Source organism: Candidatus Methylomirabilota bacterium (assembly GCA_035764725.1).
In the GTDB taxonomy this organism is placed as follows: Bacteria; Methylomirabilota; Methylomirabilia; order Rokubacteriales; family CSP1-6; genus DASRWT01.
Window position 1 is genome coordinate 26,187 of record DASTYT010000118.1, and the last position, 21,028, is coordinate 47,214.

The following is a 21,028-nucleotide window of genomic DNA, read 5'->3' on the forward strand; positions in this document are numbered from 1 at the left end:
CCCTCAGCAGCAGTGCCCGGCCGCGCGGCCGGGCATCTGCACCAGCTCGAGCCGCGTGTCGTCCGGCCCGCGCAGGAACGCGATGCGCCCGCCGTTCGGCATGTTGATCGGGCCTTCCAGCTTCCGCGCCCCGAGGCTCTCCAGGCGATGGATGTCGGCTTCGATATCCGTCGAGTCCAGGCCGAAGTGCTCGAGGCCGTGATGCGGCGTAGCGTCGCCGGGCCCCAGCGTCTCGCCCGTCCGCGCGCCCGAGATGTTCACGTTCACGCCGCCGTCGGGCGACGCGCAGCGGATGAAGCGATCGCCGAAGACGCGCGTCTCGTCGCTGGTGACCGTGAAGCCGAACGCGTTCACGTACCAGTCGGCGGTGCGGCGCGGATCGGGGGACTTGAGATGAATGTGGTTGATGCGGTACGCCATGACGCCATCCTCCACGCGTGCGGGTGAGCGGCTTGCTGGACAAATCCGGGCTGCGGGCACAGTATAGGCGGCCGGGAGGCCGACATGTCCACCGCGTTCGACTTCGATCGCATCATCGATCGCCGATCCACCGCGAGCAACAAGTGGAAGAAGTACGACAAGGACGTGCTCCCGCTCTGGGTCGCCGACATGGACTTCGCCTCCCCGGAGCCGGTGGTGCGCGCGCTGCGCGAGCGCGCCGCCCACGGCGTGTTCGGCTACGTGTACGAGGAGCCGGAATTCTTCGAGGTGGCGGCCGAGCGCATCGGGCGCCGCTACGGCTGGCGCGTGGGCCCGGAGTCCGTGGTGATGCTCCCCGGGGTGATCGCCGGGATCAACATGGCGGCGCGTATCTTCACGAGCCCGGGCGACGGAATCCTCGAGCAGGTCCCGGTGTACCCGCCCATCCTGCGCTGCCCCGGCAACATGGGGGTGACGCGCGACGAGGCGCCCCTCGGCCGCCGCGCCGATGGGCGCTACGAGGTGGACTGGGACACCTTCGAGCGCGCGATCACGCCCCGGACCAAGGCGTTCCTCCTCTGCAACCCCCACAACCCGACCGGCCGCGTCTATTCCCGTGAGGAGCTCACGCGGATGGCGGACATCTGCCTCCGCCGGGATCTCTGGATCATCGCCGACGAGATCCACTGCGACCTGCTCTTCTCGGGCCAGCGTCACGTGCCCATCGCGTCCCTCGGCCCCGCGGTCGAGCGGCGGACCATCACGCTGATGTCGCCGTCCAAGACGTTCAACCTCGCCGGGCTCAAGTGCGCGATCGCGGTGGTGCCCGACGCCGCGCTCCGCGAGAAGTTCGTGGCCGCCAAGGTCGACCTGGTGGCGAACCCCAACGTCTTCGGCTTCGCCGCCGCGCTCGCCGCCTATCGGGACGGGGGCCCCTGGCTGGACGCGCTCATGCGCTATCTCGAGGCCAACCGCGACTTCACGGCGGACTACGTGCGTCGCCACTTCCCCGGCGTCGGCATGTATCCGCCCGAGGGCATGTACCTCGCGTGGCTCGACTTCCGGCAGGCCGGCATCCCGGGCGGCGACCCTTTCACCTTCTTTCTCGAGAAGGCCCGGGTGGCCCTGAACGACGGCGTGACCTTCGGCCCGGGTGGCCAGGGCTTCGCGCGGCTCAACTTCGGCTCGCCCCGCGCGATGCTCACCGAGGGTCTGGAGCGCATGCGCGAGGCCTATCGCGCGCTCGGCCGCTGACGCGGCCGCGGTTGCCGCCGCCCCGGCGCGCATGCTAGGGTGCGCTGGTCCGAGACATCCCCAGGTCCGTTCTCCAAGGAGACCCTCGTGAGAGAGAACACGCTCAAGAAGATCTGGGCGAAGGGCGAGGCCGTCGTCAACGGCTGGCTCGCCATCCCCAGTGCCTTTTCCGCCGAGGTCATGGCCCATCAGGGCTTCGACTCCTTGGTGGTGGACATGCAACACGGCGTCGTCGACTACCAGGTCGCGGTGACGATGCTGCAGGCGATCTCGACCACGCCCACCGTTCCGATGGCGCGCGTGCCGTGGAACGATCCCGCGCGGCTCATGAAGATCCTCGACGCCGGGGTGTACGGCGTCATCTGCCCGATGATCAACACGCGGGAAGAGGCGGAGACGCTCGTGCGCCACTGCAAGTACCCGCCGCGCGGCCACCGCTCCTGGGGGCCGGTGCGCGCCTCGATCTACGCGGGGGCGGACTACGGCGACCACGCCAACGACGACATCGTGGTCATGCCGATGATCGAGACCGCCGAGGCGATGAAGAACCTCGACGACATCCTGAGCGTGCCCGGCGTCGACGCGGTGTACGTGGGCCCGTCCGACCTCTCGCTCGCGCTGGGCTGCAAGCCGCGGCTCGACCAGACCGACGCGCCGGTGGTGGAGGCGCAGCAGAAGATCGTGGAGGCCTGCAAAAAACACGGGGTGGTGGCAGGCATCCACAACAGCACCTCGGCCTATGCCCTCAAGATGATCGCGGCCGGCTACCAGTTCGTCACGCTCGCCAGCGACAGCCGCTTCCTCGCCCAGAAGGCGGCCGAGGAAGCCGCCGCCGTGAAGAAGACGGGCGTGAAGGCCGGCAAGCTGCCCGGCTACTAGGAGCGCGCCATGGCCCGACTCGACGGCAAGGTCGCCATCGTCACCGGCGGCGGCACCGGCATCGGCCGCTCGACCGCCCTCATGCTCGCCCGCGAGGGCGCGCGGGTGGTGATCAGCGGGCGCCGCAAGCCGCCGCTGGAAGACGTCGTGGCCGAGATCACGGGCGCGGGCGGCCAGGCCGTCGCGCATCCCGGCGACGTGGCCAAGCCCGCCGACGCCCAGGAGCTCGCGGCCTGGACCCTCGCCCAGTTCGGCCACGTCGACATCCTCGTCAACAACGCAGGGCACTCCAGCAAGGTACGGAATCTCCGCTGGATCGGCCTGGAGGAATGGGAGCAGGTGATGGCGGTCAACGTCACCGGCGCCTTCCTCCTCACCCAGGCGGTGCTGCCCAGCATGATCGAGCGCGGCGGCGGCACCATCGTGACCGTGTCGTCCTACGCGGCGCTGCGCCCCGGCCTCATCGGAGGCTCGGTGTACGGCGCGGCCAAGGCCGCCCAGCGCAACATGATGGGCCACGTGCACACCGTGCTGCGCGACAAGGGCATCCGCGCCACCACCGTCATGCCCGCCGAGGTAGACACGCCCATCCTCGACAAGCGCCCGGCCCCGCCCGATGCCGCCGCGCGCGCCACCATGATGCAGCCCGAGGACGTCGCCGAGGCCATCCTCCTCTGCGTCACCCTGCCCGAGCGCACCGTGATCGAGGAGATCGTGATCAGCCCCACGCGCTCGCGCGATCAGTCGAAGGAGATCTCGATCGCGCGGGACGCGGGCGCACCGCCCGGCGCGCGGTAGGGCGGCCCATGGCCACAGCCTCGGTCAACGGCGTCCGGCTGCGCTACGACGAGAGCGGCGTGGGGCCCCCGCTCCTGCTCTCGCACGGCTTCGGCGCCACCGGGCGCATGTGGGACGGCGAGCGCCGGGCGCTCGCCGCTCGCTGGCGCGTGATCGCGTGGGACATGCGGGGGCACGGCGACACCGAGAGCCCCGACGATCCCGCGCAGTACTCCGCCGACCTCACCGTCGGCGACATGCGGGGGCTGCTCCTGCACCTCGGGATCCGCCGCGCCGTCATCGGCGGGCTCTCGCTCGGCGGTTACGTGTCGCTGGCATTCCACGCCCGGTATCCGGAGATGACACGGGCGCTCGTGCTCTGCGACACCGGCCCCGGCTATCGCAACGCGGAGGCGCGCGCGGGCTGGAACGAGCGCGCCTTCCGCCGCGCCGCCGAGCTGGAGACGCGCGGCCTCGAGGCGCTCGCCGGCTCGAGTCGCGAGATGCGCGAGTCCGTGCGCCGGCACCGGTCGGCCACGTGGCTGGCCAACGCCGCGCGCGGCATGCTCGCGCAGGACGGCTCGCGCGTCATCGACTCCCTGCCGACCATCAAGGTGCCGACCCTCATCATCGTCGGCGACCAGGACGAGCCCTTCCTCGCGCCGTGCCGCTACATGGCGGGCAAGATCCCGGGGGCACGGCTCGAGATCATCAAGGGCGCGGGGCACTCGTCCAATCTCGACCAGCCCGAGGCGTTCGATCGCGTGCTCGGCGACTTCCTCGGCTCGCTTCCTCCGGAGCCTGCGTGAGCGCCGCCGCCACCACCCCCTACCGCGTCCTCGCCGTCGACACTCCGCGCCCGCTGGTCCGGCGCCTCACGCTGAACCGCCCCGAGAAGCGCAACGCGCTCAGCAACGAGCTGCGGGGCGAGCTGTTCGACGCCCTGCGCGCCGCAGATCGCGACGACGCGGTGCGCGTCACCATCGTGCGCGGCGCGGGCACGTGCTTCTCGGCGGGGTACGACCTCGGCGCCGACCTCACCCAGGGCCGTCCGCATCCGACCGCGGAGGGCGACGGCTCCTGGCCACGCCAGGTGGTGCACGGCTGGTTCGAGATCTGGGACCTTGCCAAGCCGGTGATCGCCCAGGTGCACGGCTACTGTCTGGCGGGCGGCAGCGAGCTGGCGTCCGCCTGCGACCTGGTCTACGTCGCCGAGGACGCGCAGATCGGCTATCCGCCGGTGCGTCTCATGAGCCCACCCGACACCCAGGTCCACCCGTGGCTCGTGGGCATGCGTCGGGCCATGGAGCTCATGCTGACCGGCGATCCCATGTCCGGGACCGAGGCGGCACAGATCGGCTTCGCCAACCGCGCCTTCCCCGCGGCGCAGCTCGACGCCGCCGTGCTCGACCTCGCCGAGCGCGTGGCCCAGATCCCGACGTCGCTCCAGCAGATCAACAAGCGCTCCATCCACCGCGCGATGGAGATCATGGGCATGCGCGCGGCGATCCGCGCGGGCACCGAGCTGCAGGCGCTCGCCTTCCATCAGCTCGAGTCGGTGGAATACCGGAAGGAGATCCGGCGCAATCTCAAGGAAGCGCTCACGAAGCGCGACAGCCGCTTCGGCGACTATCGAACCGCAAAGCGAAAGGAGAAGTAGGCCCGATGGGACTCCTCGACGGCAAGACGGCGCTGGTGACGGGGGCGGGGCGCGGCATCGGCCGCGGGATCGCGATCGCGATGGCGCACGAGGGCGCGAAGGTCGTCGTCAACGATCTGGGCGCCGCGCTCGGCGGTGAGGGCACCGACAAGGCCCCCGCCCAGCAGGTGGTGGACGAGATCAAGAAGGCGGGGGGCACCGCCGCCGCCAACTTCGGCTCGGTGTCGGACTTCCGCCAGGCCACCGAGATGGTGGAGCAGGCGGTGAAGACGTGGGGCACGATCGACATCGTCGTGAACGTGGCGGGTATCCTCCGTGACCGCATGATCTTCAACATGACGGAGGAGGAGTGGGACATCGTCCTCGCCGTGCACTTGAAGGGTACGTTCAACACCATCCGCGCCGCCTCCGTGCACATGCGCGAGGCCAAGGGCGGCCGCTTCATCAACATGTCGTCGGTCTCGGCGCTGGGCTCGCCGGGCCAGCCCAACTACGCCGCGGGCAAGGCGGGCATCCTCGGCCTCACCTGGTCCACCGCGCACGCCCTGGCCAAGTACGGCGTGACGTCCAACGCCATCCTGCCGAGCGGAGCCACCCGCATGATCGACTCCACCCCGCGGGGCCGCGCGATCTTCGAGCAGACCGGCAAGTGGCCGAGCGAGCAGGCCAAGGGCACCGAGCGCGATCCGGACAACGTGGCGCCCCTCGTGGTCTTCCTCGCCAGCGACGCCGCCGCGCACGTGAACGGCCAGGCCTTCCACTCCTTCGGCTACGGCTACACCCTGCTCGATCAGCCGCGGCCCATCCGCCGCCTCGAGGCCAGTCGCCGCCTCGAGCCCTCGGAGCTGGCCGCGTTGTTCCCGACCACGCTGGGCCACGACCTCAAGATGCCGCCGGCGCTCGAGTTCGGCCGCACCCTCGACAAGCGCCCGGGCGGCGAGTGGAAAGACCTCGGCAAGGGCGTGCGCGCCTGGCAGTCGCCCTGGGAGGAGAAGTAGCCGCTCCCCCTCAGGGCTCGCCGGCGTGCGGACTTGCCGGCAGCGGATCATTCGTGTCGGTGGCCGAGAAGCCGATCACGACCAGTATCGTGAAGTCGTCGTACTTCGCCCGTCCCGTCGTCTCGGGAAGTAGATCCACGAGGTCCGCGGTCTTCGGATCGAAGGCATAGGCGCGCAGATCGGCGCGGCCCCGGTTGCGGATCCATTTGAATATCGCGATCTCGGGTACGGGAATCGCGAGCACGGGGACCTGGAAGGACGGGAGGCCGATGAAGCTCTGCCCGTGGTCGGTCCCGAGGGTGAGCAGGAAGACCTGGAGTCGCAGGTCCGGCTCGTCGTCTCCCACCTTCACCCCGTGGGTACGGAGCCAGGTCTCCAGATACGTGGCGGCAAACTTATGGTCGTACAGCTGCGAGACGATCTCGAGCCTGACCCGCCGGTCCCGGAGCGGCGCGAGGTCCAGCCGGGCGACGGCGCGCTCGAGGGCGCGGAACACGAGGAGCTGACTCGTCGCGGAGGGGCTGGTGGGAAAGATGTCGGTGGCCTGGGTCGCGCAGCCGGCGAGGAGGAGCAGGCTCGTCAGGCCCAGCAGCCGCTGCCAGGTGTGGCTCACCGATCGTGCCTCTCCGCCCTCGGGTGCACCGCGCGCAGGTCCGGTCGCCTCCCATAGTACAGACGCGCAGGCCGGCGCGCGCGCCGGCGACCGAGGCGCCGGTCAGGCGCCGAACCGCACCTGCGTCCCCGTGGACGGCATCACGAGCTTGGCCGCGGTGGAAACGAGATCGCCAAGCCCGAGCGACGCGCGCAAAGATACCACCTCCCCGATCACCGCGATCATGGGCGCGGGAAGCGCCGGAGCCGTCGCGGGATGCACGAGCGCGGCGAGCGTCGTCTCGAGCGTCACCTGACGTGGGGTGGTGGCATCGTGGATCAGCGCGACCGGGGTCTCGGCCCCTCGGCCGTGCGCGATCAGCGTGCGCGCGATCTCCGGCAGGGCGCGGCTGCCCATCAGAACGACCAGCGTGTCCACCGCGGTGGCCAGCGCGGCCCAGTCCACGGACGGCCGCGTCCTCGTCTCGTCTTCCTGGCCGGTGACGACCGCGAAGGACGCGGCGAGCCGGCGGTGCGTGACGGGGATGCCGGCGGCGGCCGGCCCGGCCAGCGCCGAGCTCACGCCGGGCACCACCTCGACGGGCACCCCCGCGGCGCGCAGCGCCAGCGCCTCCTCACCACCCCGGCCGAACACGAACGGGTCGCCGCCCTTCAGGCGCACGACCAGCCGCCCGCGCCGCGCCTGCGCGATCAGGATCGCGTTGATCTCGGCCTGCGACACCGTGTGGGCGCCCGGCTGCTTGCCCACGTCGATGCGCTCGGCCGCCGGCGCCTCGTCGAGCAGCGCCGGATTCACCAGCCGGTCGTGCACGATGACGTCGGCGGCGCGGATCAGCGCCAGCCCGCGCACGGTCAGGAGCCCTGGGTCCCCAGGCCCCGCGCCCACGAGGGCGACGCGCCCCGGGCCGCTCATCGCGGCTCCAGGCGCGCACGGAGGCGCGCGCGCACGAGGTCGCGCGGCGCGGTCGGGTGCAGCCGGGCCAGTTCGTCGTCGAGCGCTCCACGCCACGCCTCCGCGGTGACCGGCACCGCGCGCTCGCGCAGCTCGCGCCGCACCTCGGCCACCACCTCCACGAGGTCGCCGAGCTCCGGGGGGAGCCGCCGCTTCAGCTCGTCGCGCACCGCGCGGGTCAGCGCGGGGCTGGCGCCGCCCGTCGAGACGGCGACGGCGAGCGCGCCGCGCCGCAGCACCGCGGGGAGGAAGAAATCGCAGCGCTCGGGATCGTCGGCGGCGTTCACCCAGACGCCACGCGCGCGGCCCTCGGCGAGCACGGCCGCGCTCACCGCGCGGTCACCGGTGGCGGCGAGGGCCAGCGCCGCCCCTTCGAGATCGCCCTCGGCGTAGCCCCGGGCGCGATGCGCGATGCGGCCCTCGGCGGCCAGCGCGGCGAGCGCCGGGGTGAGCGTGGGGCTCACCACGGTCACGCGCGCGCCGGCCGCGAGGAGGCCGCGCACCTTGCCCTCGGCGATCGGGCCGCCGCCCACCACCAGGCAGGGGCGGTCCGTCACGTCGAGCACGATGGGGTAGCGTGCGCTCATTCGATGCTGTGGGGGGTCGCGGCGGCGGGCAGGTCCCGCGCCACCGCGGTGACGACGCCGCCCGCCAGGAGGGCGCGCAGCTCGTCGTCGGTATGGGCGGCGGTGAACTCGTGGAAGGTCGCGCCCGGCTCGCGCAGGGCGAGATAGGCCCGCAGCAGCCGCTCGATGGCGCCGGCCGCCTCGCGCGCGGGGACCCGGAACCCGATGGGCCGGGCCACTGTCGCCCGCGCGCCCAGCCCGCCGCCCACGCAGAAGTAGTAGGCGTCCTCGAAGCCGGCCGGCCCGCGGATCTTCTTACCCTCGAGACCGATGTCGGCGATCCAGTGCTGGCCGCAGCTGTTGGGGCAGCCGGTGACGTGGAGCTTCAGATGCTGATCGAAGCCGGGCATGCGCGCCTCGAGCTCCTCCACCAGCCGGGCCGCGAAGCCCTTGGTCTCGGTGAGCGCGATCTTGCAGAATTCGCTCCCGGTGCAGGCCACGGTGCCGCGCCGGAACGGCGAGGCCTCGAGCGCCAGGCCCGCTGCCTCGGCCTCGCGCCGCAGGCCGGCGAGGCTCGCGCGCGGGACGTCGAGGACCACCAGGTTCTGCATGTGCGTGGTGCGGAGGGCCCCCGAGCCGTGCCGCTCCGCGAGAGCGGCGGCGGCGCGCATCTCGGCCGGCGTGATGCGCCCGCGCACGATCGACACGCCGGCGGAGAACAGGCCGGGCTGCTTCTGCGGATGCACGCCGACGTGATCGCGGTAGACGTCCTCGGGCGGCGTCTCCGGCGCCGCGGGCGGCAGCGGGGCGCCCAGGCGCCGCTCGATCTCCGCGCGGAACCGGTCGGCCGTCCAGCCGTGCTGGAGGAAGAGGAACTTGAGGCGCGCCTTCTCCCGGTGCTGCCGCAGCACGTCGCTGTCGCGGAAGATCTCGGTCACCGCCTTCAGCACGGCGAGCGCCCGCTCCCACGGCACGAACACGTTCAGGCGCGGGCCCAGGTGCGGCTCGGTCGAGAGGCCGCCTCCCACACGGAGCGAGAAGCCCGTCTCCCCCGTGTGGGGATGGCGGAACGCGGTCAGGCCCACGTCGTTGATCTCCGGATACGAGCACCAGACGCGGCAGCCCGTGATCGTGACCTTGTACTTGCGCGGCAGGTTGTAGAACTCGGCGGCGCCGTTGAGCATGGCGGTGGCCGACTCGACCAGCGAGGAGGTGTCGGCGATCTCGTCCGCGTCCGCGCCGGCAAGCGGGCAGCCGGTGATGTTCCGCGTGACGTCGCCGCAAGTTCCCAGCGTGGTGATGCCGACCGCGTCCAGCGTGCGGATGATGGCGGGCAGGTTCTCGATCTCCACCCAGTGGAGCTGAATGTTCTGCCGCACCGTGATGTCGGCCACGCCGCGGGCGTAGCGCTCGGCGAGTCCCGCGATCGCCCGAAGCTGGGGGGCGGTGAGGATCCCGTTGGGAATGCGGATGCGCTGCATGAAGCGGCGCACCGCCTTGCCCTCCCCACCCTTGCCGCCCACCGCGCCCACTCCGTCGCCCTGGGTGTAGAGCCCCCACCAGCGGAAATAGGTGTTGAGCCACTCGGGCGGGATCGAGTCGAACCCCTCGCGTGCGAAGCGCTCGATCTCGGCGTATGCCGCCCAGGGGTTGAGCGCGGCCTTGAGGCGCTCGGCGCGCTGGGCCTTGGTCTCGGGCGGGGCGACGGACACGCTGTCCTGGCTCACTGCGATTCCTCCTGTGAAGAAAGAAAAAGCCGGGGATGGGCCCCCGGCCTCCTGAAGCGCGTGTGGCTCGGGCTACCCTAGTCGGGGAGGGCCTCCGAACATGCCTGACATCGCGCGGAGTTAACCTTCATGTGGTTTGTAGATTGGCTGATAATACGTATATACATCGGAATAGTCAAGAAGAAATATCGCCTTCGCATCTCGCCTCTGGCCGTCGGCTATACTCAGCGCGTCGGACAACTCGCGTGAGGGGATGACAGTGGGCGCCAATGGCTACGATCTCGCCGTGATCGGCAGCGGCCCGGCCGGCCAGAAGGCCGCCGTGGCGGCCGCCAAGCTCGGCAAGCGGGTTGCGGTCGTGGACCGGCGCGACATGATCGGCGGCGTCTGCATCCACACCGGCACGATCCCGAGCAAGGCCCTTCGCGAGCCGACGCTCGCGGAGGCCTACAAGGTCGCCGCGCTGAACGGCCTCAACAAGCTCTGAGCGGCCTCATGGCTTGACGGCGACCCAGGCCGCGGTGCGCTCGGACTCGAGCACCGCGTCTAGCACCACCTGCGCGCGCAGGCCGTCCTCGAGCGAGGGGGTGGCCGGCTCGCCCTTGCGGATCGCCGCCAGCATCCGCTTCACGAGGGGCGCGATGGTGGCCTTGCCCACCACGTCCATCGCGTCGCCCTCGCCCGCCGCGCGAGAGACCACCGGAGGCACCTTGACGGGCGCCAGCGCGCCATTCGCGCCGGCCGCGAGGAGCTCGCCGCCGCGGAACCACCGCGGCTGATTTCGATCGAGGCGGTACGCGAGCGCCCCGTCGGTGCCGTAGACCTCGAGCGAGCTCTCGTTGACGCCCCGCGCGGCGCGGCTCAGCTGCAGCGTGACCACCGCCCCCGACACCAGCTCGGCCAGCACCGCGCAGTGATCCTCGGCGTCGGCGGGCCGCCCGTCCGGCCGGGTGCGGCTCGTGTAGGCCACGCCTCCGCGGGCGAAGACGCGCGCGAACTCGCCGAAGCACCAGCGCACGAGATCCACGAGGTGCACGCCCATGTCGCCCATGGCCCCGTGCCCGGCCTGGGCGCGATCCATCCGCCACGTGATCGGCGCCGACTCGTCCGCCCAGCGCGCGCCCAGCCAGCGGCCGGCCAGATGCAGCGGGCGGCCCACGTGGCCCGCGTCGACCAACGTCTTCATGTGCTGCATGCCGGCGGGGAAGCGCCAGTTGAACGCGGTCATCCCCACGAGCCCGGCGCGGGCCGCGGCTTGGACGATGGTCTGGGCCTCCGTCGCGTCCATGGCGAGCGGCTTCTCGCACAGCACGTGCGCTCCGCCCGCGAAGGCCTGGAGCGCGATCGGCGTGTGCAGCACAGGGGGTGCAGCGATCACCACGATGGCCGGCCGCGCGCGCTCGAGCAGCTCCTCCCAGCGCGCATAGACCTGGGGCACGCCGTAGCGCTCGGCCACCTTCTTCGCGGCAGTCTCGTCTCGCTGGCACACCGCCACGACCTCGCAGCCGTGGGCCTGAAAGGCGGGGATGTGCGCGCGGCCGTAGCCGAGCCCGATGACCCCAACGGTGAGCGGCTTCCGGGCCATGGTCAGGCCCCTCCCAGCCCGGCGTGGATCAGATCCCAGAGGGCGCCCGCGCGCGCCACCACGGCGGGGATGTCCTCCGCGAGCAGATGCCGCCGGGCGACGGCTTCACCCGCCGCCGCCGCGACGCGGTCGAGGTAGGCGGCGCGCGAGCCGTAGCGCTCGGCCAGCGACGGGCGCGGGTCACCCGTGCGCTCGCGCTCCGCCGCCGTCGTCGGGAACGGGACGGTCGAGCCCATCATGCTCATGAGGTCGCCCGGGGCACCCTGTGCCGGATGCCGGAGATTCCAGCCCGTGAAGGTGGCGAGCGGCGCAAGCAGCTCGGGGGGCCGGATGCCCGCGCGCTCGTTGCCATCGCCGTCCACCGCGGAGACATGGGTGACGTAGGGGGCGCCGGCCTTGGGCGGGAGCACCGACGCGATGCCGCGGGCCCAGTCCGAGCCGAAGTCGAGGCGGATGGGCCGGCTGATCCGGTCCGGGAAGCGCACGCCCGGAATCGCCGCGAATACCGGCGCGGTCGACTCGGCGGTCACCGCGCTGCCGTCGGCGAGGCGCGGCACCGCGGACGGCGGCGGCGCCATGCCGTCGCTCACCCAGCGGTCGAGATTGACGAGGGCGGCGCGCAGCAGCGGCGCGTAGTCCACGGTGTTGAACGGCGCCCGGCCGCGGTCGCCGGTGTTGGGATCGGCGGCCGGCGGCGGCAGCGCGCCCGGCGTGTGCTGGGTGCCCGCGAAGAGGTACACGCGTACGTGCGCGGGCGGCTCCACGTCCACGGTCCCCTCGACGTCGGCGTGCACCAGCGACGCGTCGCCGCGCCAGTACTCCGCCGAGGTATTGATCGTGAAGACCTTGGGCCGGCGGCCGCGGGCGTCCAGGCGCGCGAGCAACCCATCGCGCTGGCCGGAGACGGGATCCCGCTGCTCGGCGTCGTTGAAGGGAAACAGACTCCCGACACTGGTCGTCGCGTTCAGCGAGGGCTGCCCGAAGCGCATGTTGAACTCGCCGCGGCGCGCGCCGGCCACGTGCGGAATGAACGCGTCGAACACCTCGCGCCCCGCCTCGTCCTCGTTGAGCCCGAGATAGAGGAGATGGCGGAGGAAGCGCCCGGTCTGCGAGACGCCGAACGCGTAGGCGCGGTCGACCCGCCCGGCGGCGGGATTGCCCGAGCCCGCCGTGCCCCAGCGCAGCCAGGCCGCGGTGTCGCGGACGGCGAGGAGCCCGAGCCCCACCACGCCCGGGTCCTGCGCGCGATAGATCAGCTCGTAAATGCGGCCGGGCTCGAATCCGCCCGGCAGGTGCAGATGCGAGGGGTCGGGCGCGAAGCGCCAGTCGCGACGGGCCACGGGCACGCGGGGCGCTCCCGCGTGCTCGCGCACCGTCAGCTCGGCCTCGGCGTCGTCGAGATCGGCGGCGGGATACGGGATGTGGTAGCGGTCCGCCAGCGGGAGGGTGTCCACGCGCGCGTTGGGCCGCCACTGGCCGCGCACGCGCCCGTTGATGGGGCCGGTGGCGCCGCGCGCCGCCGGCACGCCGAGCGCCATCAGCCCGTCGCGTCGCGGCACGTCGAGCTGCCAGCCGATCCACGCGACGGTGTAGCCCCAGCGCATGAGGAAGCCGTTGCCGAAGTCCTCGGGCGTGGTCGGGTCCGCCGCGCGCGGCGTGCTGTTGAACATGCCCAGCGCGACCTTGCGCCCGCGGTTCGGCACGTCGAGAAGCAGGCGGCGCCGGCCGCGCGCCGGATCCGCGGGCTGGAGCAGGTAGAAGTCGGCCCAGGATTCGACGCGGCCTGCCGCATTGCGGGGGGCCAGCTCGAGATCCGTGATCGCGCGGTTGATGGGCAGCGCGGGGTCGGTCTCGAAGCGGAGGATGCCCGCGACCTTTTCGTACGGCCCCGCGTCACCGAACGGATGGCCATCCAGCACTGGTGAACGTGTGATGATCTCGAGGGCGGAGACGGTCATGGCCACACTCCCTCTTCCCCGGGGATGCCGGCATACCCCCGGCTGAGGCGTAGCGTCCACGCGCCCACGCCCACGATCAGCAGCAGGGCGAGGACGAGCGGGCCGGCGATGGGAACGAAGCGCACGGCGGCGAGCACGACGAGGACGACGGCGAGCGCCGCGATGCGCGCGCCGCGCGGCGGGCGCGTGGTGCGCCGGCGCGCGCGGAGCAGCACCTCGGCCAGGTAGAACGCGGCGATAAGAAAGCCCAGCAGCAAGGCGGCGATGTAGAGCCACACCAGGGTCAGGGCGAGCGGGATGCCGATGACGGTGAGCATGAGCGAGAGCGCGATCAGCGGGGTGCCGGCGAGGATGGCGAGTCCCATGCCGAGGCTGGCCCACGGCCGGTGCCCGACCGTCGCCGCCGCCGAGATGGTCAGGCGCGGGAACAGGAAGAAGAGGATGGCGCCGGCCACGAAGAGATTGACCACGAAGACCACGCGCGTGATCACGCCGAGGACGGTGAGCAGGCGCCCCGCGCGGTCGAGGAAGTCCGGCTGGCGCCGCACCACCCGGCCGCCCACCTGCGCGCCCGGCGCGATGCGCGCCTCCTGACTGCTCCAGTAGGTGAGGTTCCCGGCGATGCGCGCGCCGGGCAGCATCTCGATGTCGCGTGCGCCCAGCACGACGTCGCCGTCCAGCGTCCCCGCGATCCGCACGCGCGCGGCGGCCACGTGCACCTCGCCCCTCATGTGCCCGGCGAGCTCCACGCGCCGCGCGGCGATCCAGGCGACGCCGCCCACGCGCGAGGCCGAGGACAGTCGCACCACCTCGCCGACGGCGAGTAGCCCGTCGCCCACCTCGCCCTCGAGCCCCACCACGCGCGCCGCCGCCCGCACGTCGTCGAGGACGCGGCCGGTGATCAGGACCCGATGCGCCAGCACGAGGAGATCGCCGCGGATCAGTCCGGTCACTGTCATGACCCGCGCGACGGCGGACACGTCGGCTTCCGCCTCGCCGGGAAAATCGATCTGGCCGCCCGCGGCGTAGACGTCCTGCGGATGATTGCCCGTGAGCACGAGCGTCCCGCCGGCTTCCTGAGCGCCGGCGGGCGCGGCGTGGAGCGTGAGGAGCAGCGCGAGGGCGAGCCGCCTGGTCATCGGAGACCGGATGACGGTAACACAGTGGCCGCCTTGACGGGCCGGGGACTCTCCGTCTACTCTCGGCGGGTCTCCAGCTCATCCGAAAGGAGCCCGTCTCTCCATGAGTCCCGCCGATCTCGAGCGTCCCCTGCCCCAGCCGATCACGCCGGAGGCCAAGCCCTACTGGGACGGTCTGCGCGAGGGCAAGCTCATGCTCCCCAAGTGTCAGGACTGCGACCACTGCTTCTTCTACCCGCGCATCCTGTGCCCGCGCTGCGCGTCGCGCCGCATCGGCTGGATCCAGTCGAGCGGACGCGGGCGGCTCTTCTCCTTCGAGATCTCGCACCAGCCGCTCAACAAGGCCTTCAAGGTAAAGCCGCCCTACGTGCTCGCGATGGTGGAGCTCGACGAGGGGCCGCGCCTCATGTCCAATCTCGTGGGCATCGCGCCCGATCCGAAGCAGATCCGCTGCGACATGCCGGTGGAAGTCGTCTACGAGAAGCTGAACGACGAGTTCACGCTGCCGCTGTTCAAGCCGGCGGGCGCGGCGGGAGGCCGGTGATGAAGGAGCTGTCCAACACCGCGTGCATCGTCGGCGTCGACGAGAGCGACGAGATCGGTATCCTGCCCAACAAGAGCCAGCTGGCGCTGCACCTCGAAGCCATCACCAATGCGCTGCGGGACGCCGGCCTCAAGGTCAAGGACGTGGACGGCATCTTCACCGCCGGCCAGCACTCGCCCTCCCTGCTCGGCGAGGCCCTCGGCATCACGCCCCGCTACGTGGACGGCACCACCGTGGGCGGCTGCTCCTTCATCATGATGGTGGGCCACGCGGTGGCCGCGCTCCACCACCGGCTCTGCGACGTGGCGGTGGTCTCGCACGGCGAGTCGGGGCGCTCCGGCGTGGGCGTCACGCGCAGCCGCGACACCAGCCTCTCGGGCCAGTTCGAGATCCCCTACGGCTTCGCGGGAGCCCCCACCTACTTCGGCATGATCACCACGCGCCACATGCACGAGTTCGGCACCACGCTGGAGCAGTGGGCGCAGGTGGCGGTGTCCACGCGGAAGTGGGCGGCCCTGAACCCCAAGGCGCGCAACCGCGAGCCCATCACGGTGGCCGACGTGCTGAATTCGCGCCCCGTCTGCTACCCGTTCAACCTGCTCAACATCTGCCTCGTCACCGACGCGGGCGGGGCGGTGGTGCTCACCCATGCCGACCGCGCCAAGGACTGCGCGAAGAAGCCCGTCTACGTGCGCGGCGCCGGTGAAGCCACCGAGCACGTGATGGTGACCCAGATGCGCGACCTCACCTTCAGCGAGGCCACGCGGATGTCGGGCGAGAAGGCCCTCACCATGGCGGGGGTGGACCGGAAGGACTTCAACCACATCATGCTCTACGACGCCTTCACCTCCGGGCCGCCCATCATGCTGGAGTCTCTCGGCTTCGCCAAGCGGGGCGAGGGCGTGCACCTGTTCGAGGAAGGGCGCTCCACGCCGGGAGGGTCGCTCCCCATCAATACCAACGGCGGGGGCCTCTCCTACACCCACTCCGGCATGTACGGGATCTTCCCCATCATCGAGTCCACCCGGCAGCTCCGCGGCGAGTGCGGGACGCGCCAGGTCCCCGGCTGCGCGCTGTCGCTCGTGAATGGCATGGGCGGCATGCTCTCCGCGGCAGGCACCCTCGTGCTGGCCAATCAGAGGTAGGCGGCCGGTCATGCGACGGAGCACGGAGCGCATCCTCACGACGCATACCGGGAGCCTGCCCCGGCCGGACGAGCTCATCAAGGTGATGTTCGCCAAGGAAGAGGGCGTGCCGGTGGACACGGCCGCCCTCGCCGCGCGGATCAAGGCCGCGGTGGCCGACGTGGTGGGCCGCCAGGTCGCCGCCGGCCTCGACGTGATCGACGACGGCGAGTACAGCAAGCCGAGCTATGCGACGTACGTGAAGGACCGGCTCTCCGGCTTCGGCGGCGAGAGCCATCCCCTCACCTACCGGGACCTGGTGGACTTCCCGGGCATGGCCCGCCGGGTCTTCGGCGACCCCGGCCGCGCGCGGCGGAAGACACCCGCGTGCACCGGGCCCATCGCGGTGCGCGACGCCGCCGCGGCGGCCACCGACGTGGCGAATCTCCAGGCGGCCGGCGCGGCGGGCGGGCGCGAGCGCTTTCTCACCGCCGCTTCCCCCGGCGTCATCTCGCTCTTCTTCAGGAACGACCACTACCCGACCCACGAGGCCTATCTCGCCGCCATCGCGGATGCCATGAAGCACGAGTACGAGACGGTGGCGCGCGCAGGCTTCGTGCTCCAGATCGACTGTCCCGACCTCGGCATGGGGCGGCACATCCAGTACGCCGACCTCAGCGTCGCGGAGTTCAGGAAGAAGGCGCGCCTGCACATCGAGGCGCTCGACCACGCCCTGGCGAACGTGCCGCCGGAGCAGATCCGCATGCACGTATGCTGGGGCAACTACGAGGGCCCGCACCACTTCGACGTGCCGCTGGGCGACATCATCGATCTCGTCTTCGCCGCCCGCGCGACCGCGGTGTCGTTCGAGGGCGCCAATCCCCGTCACGGGCACGAGTGGCGCGTGTTCGAGAGCGTCAAGGTGCCCGCGGGCAAGACCATCATCCCCGGCGTCATCGACTCCACCACGAACTTCATCGAGCACCCGCTGCTGGTAGCGGAGCGGATCACCCGCTACGCGAGGCTGGTGGGACGGGAGAACGTCATCGCGGGCACCGACTGCGGCTTCGGCACCTGGGTGGGCCAGGCGGCCGTCGATCCCGACATCGTCTGGGCCAAGCTCGCGAGCCTCGCCGAGGGGGCGCGGGTCGCGTCGAAGGAGCTCTGGTAGCGGCGAGCGCCGCCACCCTTCCCCTCACCCCGATCCTCTCCGCCGAGAGAAGAGGTCGGGATGAGGGGGTTGGGTAGAGGTCAGCGCGAGGCGATCAGTTGCAGGTCACGCCCTTGGCGAGCTGATAGTCCTTGATCTGGAACGTCTTGGTGAAGTTGTCCTCCCACACCTCGAGCGGCAGCCGGCCCTGCTCCTCGATCCCGTCGAACATCGTGTAACGGGCGCGGCTCGTGAGGTCGGACGCGGACACGCGGCGGGCCAGATAGCCCTGGGCCACCGCCTTGTCCACCCAGAACACCAGCGACTCGTTCACGGGCTGCATGCCGGGCTTGTCCGTCCCCGGCTTGGTCCACGACAGCACCACGCCGTAGCCCTGCACGCCGGGGTCACCAGCCACGCCCTGGAGCGCGACCATGCGGCGGAGCAGGTCCACGCCGTAGCGCGAGAACATCAAGGAGGCGCGGCGCTCGCGCGGGAACGTGCCGAAGTGACCGTCGTCCTTCTGGTCGATGATGATCCACGTCGCGAGATAGCGGTCGTCCTGCTGCGCCCACTTGGGCTTGCGGAAGCCGATTCCCTGCTTGTGGATGTCCACCCACGGCAGGCAGTGATAGATGCCGTCGTAGAGGGACACGAGCTGCGCGTAGTGGGTGTTCGCGAGCGTGCGCGCCTTCTCGGAGTTGTACTGATCCAGCTTGCCGATCGCGTCGTCGCGGGTCGCGGCGCCCGCGGGCGCGGCCGCGACCAGCGCCAGCGCGATGGCAGCGGCGGTGGTTAGACGCTTGAGGCCGCCCACGTGAGCCGGGCGGCGATCGATGGCGATGTCCATATATCCTCCCCTCGCGGGAATCGTGGCCCGCGTGCTGGAGGGAGGGGAGCAACCCCGGTGCCAGGGACCCGGTCCGCGCCGGGACGCCGATTTCCCTCGGGCCCGCGGGCACATGGAAGATGTCCGGCGGGTGGCAGGGCCGGCAGGGGCCACCGAAGCGTCAGGGGGCTGACGGACTGTTCGCGATGCTAATCGCGATCTGGCAGCTGCGCCTCACCGGCATTCTCACGTAGCCAGCCGGTACACCTCGACCTCGGCGCTGCGGCCCTTCACGCGGGCGGCCGTCACGCGCTCGAGCGCCGAGGGGTCGGCGAGGCGGTCGCGGGTGGCGCCGCTGACCAGGACGTTGCTGCCCAGCTCCTTGGTGAGGCTCTGGATGCGGGAGGCGAGATTCACAGCATCACCCACCAGCGCGTAGGCGAGGCGATCCAGGCTGCCGATGCTCCCCGCCAGCACGGCACCGGTGTGGATGCCGATGCCGTGGCGAAGCGGCACTTTTCCCACCCGCGCGCGCGCGGCGTTCCAGGCGGCCAGGCGCCGGCTCATCTCGCGGGCCGCGCGCACCGCCTGGTCGGCGTGGTGGCGATCCGCGACCGGCGCACCGAACACGGCCTCGATCTCGTCGCCGATGTACTGGAGCACGAGCCCGCCGCTGTCACGGATGGCTCCCTCCATCTCGCTGAAGTAGGCGTTGAGGTCGCGCACGACCTCGCGGGGGTCCGTGGCCTCCACCCAGGGCGTGAAGTCCCGTAGGTCGGAGAAGAGGATGGTGACCTCGGCCTGCGTGCCCTCCAGGGAGACACGCCCGGCGAGGATCTCGTCGCGGATCTCGCGCGAGACGTACTTGCCGAACATCTCGGTCACGCGCTCGCGCTCGCGCAGGCCCTGGACCATACGGTTGAACCCCTCGGTCACTTCGCCGATCTCGTCTCGGCCCACCACCGGACAGCGCGTGTCGAGATGTCCCTGCTCCACCTGGGCCATCGCGGCAGCCAGCGCGCCGAGCGGCTCCGCCACGCTGCGCGACACCAGCACCGCCAGGACCACCGCGGCGGCCACGCCGACGGCGAGGAGGAAGACGATCAGCACGAGCAGGTCGCGCACGAGCTCGCCGGCGGTCAGCGGCGGCGCCCCCACCAGCGCTACCGCCCGTGTGTAAGCGACGAGCCCGAGCACGGCCAGCGGCAGCACGCTCACCATCACGAAGACGAGCAGGAGCCGCGCCCGGACGGGCAGGCGCGGCGCGCCCGGCACGCGGGAGGGATCGCCCTCACCGAAGAAGAGCGGCAGGACGCGCCGCCACCGGCCCTCGGCGATGAGGAACGAGGTGATTGCGGCCACGGATCCCGCCACGACCGTGACGCCGAACATGTTCCGGAACGCGACGGCCCAGTTGAGCGTCCCGGTCAGCGCCGGCCAGAGCACGCCCCAGACGAGGCCGGCGGCGGTCCACCCCATGAACGTGATCGCGGCCAGCATGTAGGGGACGAGCAGCGCCTGCCGCTGGATGACGGGCGACGGGGCCTCGTGTCCCATCGCCACCGTGGTGAGCCGTCGAGTCCAGCGACGGCCGAGCTGATACCCCACCGCGATCAGGACCGTGAAGGCTACGATGGAGAACGCGATGTAGACGGGATCGACGCCGCGCACCGCGGTCACCGGGTCGATGTAGCGGAAGTACACCCAGGTGACCACGGCCCCGAGCAGGTTCTGGGGGACGGTCGATCCGACCAGCGTGCGCCGGACCGCCTCGCGGGGACTGCTCACCGCGGCCTTCTCAGAACACGAACACGCCCTTGCCGGTGGTCTGCGTGTCGAAGAGCTTGTACGCCGCGGCGGCCTCGTCGAGCTTGTAGCGATGCGTGAGCAGTCGCTTGAGCGGGACCTTCCGGTCGGCGATGAAGCGGGCGCACTCGGCCTGGCCCACCGTGTTGAACGTCCAGGACGCGATGATGGTGATCTGGCGACGCAGCATGTCCGGGCTCACGTCGAGCGTCACCTGCCCACCCTCGCCCACGAAGCAGACCTGGCCCCAGGTCCGCGTGCTCCGCACCGCGGCCGCCCGCGCGTCGGGATGCCCGGAGCAGTCCATCGCCTGATCCACGCCCTCGCCGTGGGTGAGCTGCTTGAGCGCCGCCACGGGATCCGTCTCCTTCGAGTTGATGACGGCTTCGGCGCCGAAGTCCCGCGCGAGCTTGAGGCGCTCGGGAGCGACGTCGGCCGCGATCACCCGCGCGCCCATGGCGGCGCCCAGCATGGTGGCGCTGAGCCCCACCGGTCCCTGGCCGAACACGGCCAGCGTGTCGCGCCCCGAGGTGTTGAGCCGCCGCAGCGCCCCGTAGGCGGTGCCGGTGCCGCAGGAGATCGCCGCCCCCTCCTCGAACGAGATCTCGTCCGGCAGCGGGACGAGCGTGAAGGCGGGCACCTTCATGTACGGCGCGTGGCCGCCGTGGCCGGTCATACCGTACACCACGATGCCGTGCGGGCAGAGCTGCGACCACCCGGTGCGGCAGTGCTTGCAGAGCCCGCAGCCCTTGTAGTGATGCTGCATGACGCGCTGGCCGATGGGCGCCTCCGCCTCCGTCACGCCCGGGCCGCGCTCCGCCACCACGCCGCAGGGCTCGTGCCCGCCGATCACCGGTCCGCCGGTGCCGCCCAGCCCCAGCGAGGCGGCGGCGCCGGTGCCCTTGCGGGGCGCGCGATAGGGATGCAGATCACTCCCGCACATGCCGGAGGCCTTCATCTCGAGGACGACCTCTCCGGGGCCCGGCTTGGGATCGGGGAAGTCGCGAAGCTCCAGCTCACGATCGCCGAGAAAAACGATGCCGCGCAT

The 21,028-nt window shown here is 71.5% G+C and carries 20 protein-coding genes and 1 pseudogene; 10 read left to right on the plus strand and 11 right to left on the minus strand.

Translation table 11 applies throughout. The annotated features are described in order from the left end of the window. Positions 1-3 precede the first annotated feature (3 nt). Positions 4-420: a VOC family protein gene (locus tag VFX14_19310; GenBank protein ID HEU5191843.1), complete on the minus strand. Its 417-nt coding sequence runs from the start codon at positions 418-420 to the stop codon at positions 4-6. 84 nt (positions 421-504) lie between these two features. Here VFX14_19310 and VFX14_19315 point away from each other — a divergent pair, with 84 nt between their 5' ends. The 6 genes from VFX14_19315 (at position 505) to VFX14_19340 (ending at position 5,988) form a co-directional block, all read left to right on the plus strand. After that, positions 505-1,674, plus strand: coding sequence for a MalY/PatB family protein (locus tag VFX14_19315; protein HEU5191844.1), 1,170 nt, complete (start codon positions 505-507; stop codon positions 1,672-1,674). Positions 1,675-1,761: 87 nt separating this feature from the next. Continuing rightward, the gene (locus tag VFX14_19320) at positions 1,762-2,553 is read left to right on the plus strand and encodes an aldolase/citrate lyase family protein (GenBank protein HEU5191845.1); all 792 of its coding nucleotides are present in this window, start codon (positions 1,762-1,764) and stop codon (positions 2,551-2,553) included. A 9-nt stretch (positions 2,554-2,562) separates the two neighbouring features. Then, a complete protein-coding gene (locus VFX14_19325) occupies positions 2,563-3,351 on the plus strand; it encodes an SDR family oxidoreductase (protein ID HEU5191846.1) in 789 nt (262 codons plus the stop codon). Between the two features lie 8 nt (positions 3,352-3,359). After that, positions 3,360-4,139, plus strand: a complete 780-nt coding sequence (locus VFX14_19330; GenBank protein ID HEU5191847.1) for an alpha/beta fold hydrolase — start codon at positions 3,360-3,362, stop codon at positions 4,137-4,139. After that, positions 4,136-4,990: an enoyl-CoA hydratase-related protein gene (locus VFX14_19335; protein ID HEU5191848.1), complete on the plus strand. Its 855-nt coding sequence runs from the start codon at positions 4,136-4,138 to the stop codon at positions 4,988-4,990. Before VFX14_19330 ends, VFX14_19335 begins: the two co-directional genes overlap by 4 nt. A gap of 5 nt (positions 4,991-4,995) precedes the next feature. Continuing rightward, on the plus strand, positions 4,996-5,988 hold the full coding sequence (locus VFX14_19340) for an SDR family oxidoreductase (protein ID HEU5191849.1): 993 nt from the start codon (positions 4,996-4,998) through the stop codon (positions 5,986-5,988). 10 nt (positions 5,989-5,998) lie between these two features. Here the strand turns inward: VFX14_19340 and VFX14_19345 are convergent, their stop codons facing one another. The 4 genes from VFX14_19345 to VFX14_19360 form a co-directional block, all read right to left on the minus strand. Further along, positions 5,999-6,601, minus strand: a complete 603-nt coding sequence (locus VFX14_19345) for a hypothetical protein (protein HEU5191850.1) — start codon at positions 6,599-6,601, stop codon at positions 5,999-6,001. A gap of 102 nt (positions 6,602-6,703) precedes the next feature. Further along, positions 6,704-7,513, minus strand: a complete 810-nt coding sequence (gene cobA, locus VFX14_19350) for a uroporphyrinogen-III C-methyltransferase (GenBank protein ID HEU5191851.1) — start codon at positions 7,511-7,513, stop codon at positions 6,704-6,706. Further along, complete coding sequence (locus VFX14_19355) at positions 7,510-8,139, minus strand: bifunctional precorrin-2 dehydrogenase/sirohydrochlorin ferrochelatase (GenBank protein ID HEU5191852.1); 630 nt, start codon at positions 8,137-8,139, stop codon at positions 7,510-7,512. Before VFX14_19355 ends, cobA begins: the two co-directional genes overlap by 4 nt. Continuing rightward, positions 8,136-9,845 (minus strand): nitrite/sulfite reductase, encoded by a 1,710-nt coding sequence (locus tag VFX14_19360; protein HEU5191853.1) that lies wholly within the window; start codon positions 9,843-9,845, stop codon positions 8,136-8,138. The genes VFX14_19355 and VFX14_19360 overlap by 4 nt, the downstream gene beginning before the upstream one ends. A gap of 253 nt (positions 9,846-10,098) precedes the next feature. Between VFX14_19360 and VFX14_19365 the strand changes: the two are divergent. Further along, a pseudogene (locus tag VFX14_19365) lies at positions 10,099-10,275 on the plus strand (FAD-dependent oxidoreductase). 63 nt (positions 10,276-10,338) lie between these two features. On the opposite strand, the gene VFX14_19370 reads toward VFX14_19365, so the two are convergent. The 3 genes from VFX14_19370 to VFX14_19380 are packed head-to-tail and all read right to left on the minus strand — an operon-like array spanning position 10,339 to position 14,527. Beyond that, on the minus strand, positions 10,339-11,430 hold the full coding sequence (locus tag VFX14_19370) for a Gfo/Idh/MocA family oxidoreductase (protein HEU5191854.1): 1,092 nt from the start codon (positions 11,428-11,430) through the stop codon (positions 10,339-10,341). Between the two features lie 2 nt (positions 11,431-11,432). Next, the gene (locus tag VFX14_19375; protein ID HEU5191855.1) at positions 11,433-13,388 is read right to left on the minus strand and encodes an alpha/beta hydrolase domain-containing protein; all 1,956 of its coding nucleotides are present in this window, start codon (positions 13,386-13,388) and stop codon (positions 11,433-11,435) included. Next, entirely contained in the window at positions 13,385-14,527 is a 1,143-nt protein-coding gene (locus VFX14_19380) for a hypothetical protein (protein HEU5191856.1), read from the minus strand. The genes VFX14_19375 and VFX14_19380 overlap by 4 nt, the downstream gene beginning before the upstream one ends. 103 nt (positions 14,528-14,630) lie before the next feature. On the opposite strand from VFX14_19380, the gene VFX14_19385 reads away from it, so the two are divergent. Genes VFX14_19385 through VFX14_19395 form a run of 3 tightly spaced genes read left to right on the plus strand, consistent with a single transcriptional unit; the run spans position 14,631 to position 17,366 of the window. After that, positions 14,631-15,071 carry a Zn-ribbon domain-containing OB-fold protein gene (locus VFX14_19385; protein ID HEU5191857.1) on the plus strand — a complete coding sequence of 147 codons (441 nt, stop codon included), beginning with the start codon at positions 14,631-14,633 and terminating at the stop codon, positions 15,069-15,071. Continuing rightward, positions 15,071-16,216: a thiolase gene (locus VFX14_19390; protein ID HEU5191858.1), complete on the plus strand. Its 1,146-nt coding sequence runs from the start codon at positions 15,071-15,073 to the stop codon at positions 16,214-16,216. The genes VFX14_19385 and VFX14_19390 overlap by 1 nt, the downstream gene beginning before the upstream one ends. Positions 16,217-16,226: 10 nt before the next feature. Then, entirely contained in the window at positions 16,227-17,366 is a 1,140-nt protein-coding gene (locus VFX14_19395) for a cobalamin-independent methionine synthase II family protein (GenBank protein ID HEU5191859.1), read from the plus strand. A gap of 94 nt (positions 17,367-17,460) precedes the next feature. Here the strand turns inward: VFX14_19395 and VFX14_19400 are convergent, their stop codons facing one another. The 3 genes from VFX14_19400 to VFX14_19410 form a co-directional block, all read right to left on the minus strand. Beyond that, positions 17,461-18,195, minus strand: a complete 735-nt coding sequence (locus VFX14_19400) for a hypothetical protein (protein HEU5191860.1) — start codon at positions 18,193-18,195, stop codon at positions 17,461-17,463. Between the two features lie 225 nt (positions 18,196-18,420). Then, positions 18,421-19,962: an adenylate/guanylate cyclase domain-containing protein gene (locus VFX14_19405; protein ID HEU5191861.1), complete on the minus strand. Its 1,542-nt coding sequence runs from the start codon at positions 19,960-19,962 to the stop codon at positions 18,421-18,423. A 10-nt stretch (positions 19,963-19,972) separates the two neighbouring features. Continuing rightward, positions 19,973-21,028, minus strand: a complete 1,056-nt coding sequence (locus VFX14_19410; GenBank protein ID HEU5191862.1) for a zinc-binding dehydrogenase — start codon at positions 21,026-21,028, stop codon at positions 19,973-19,975.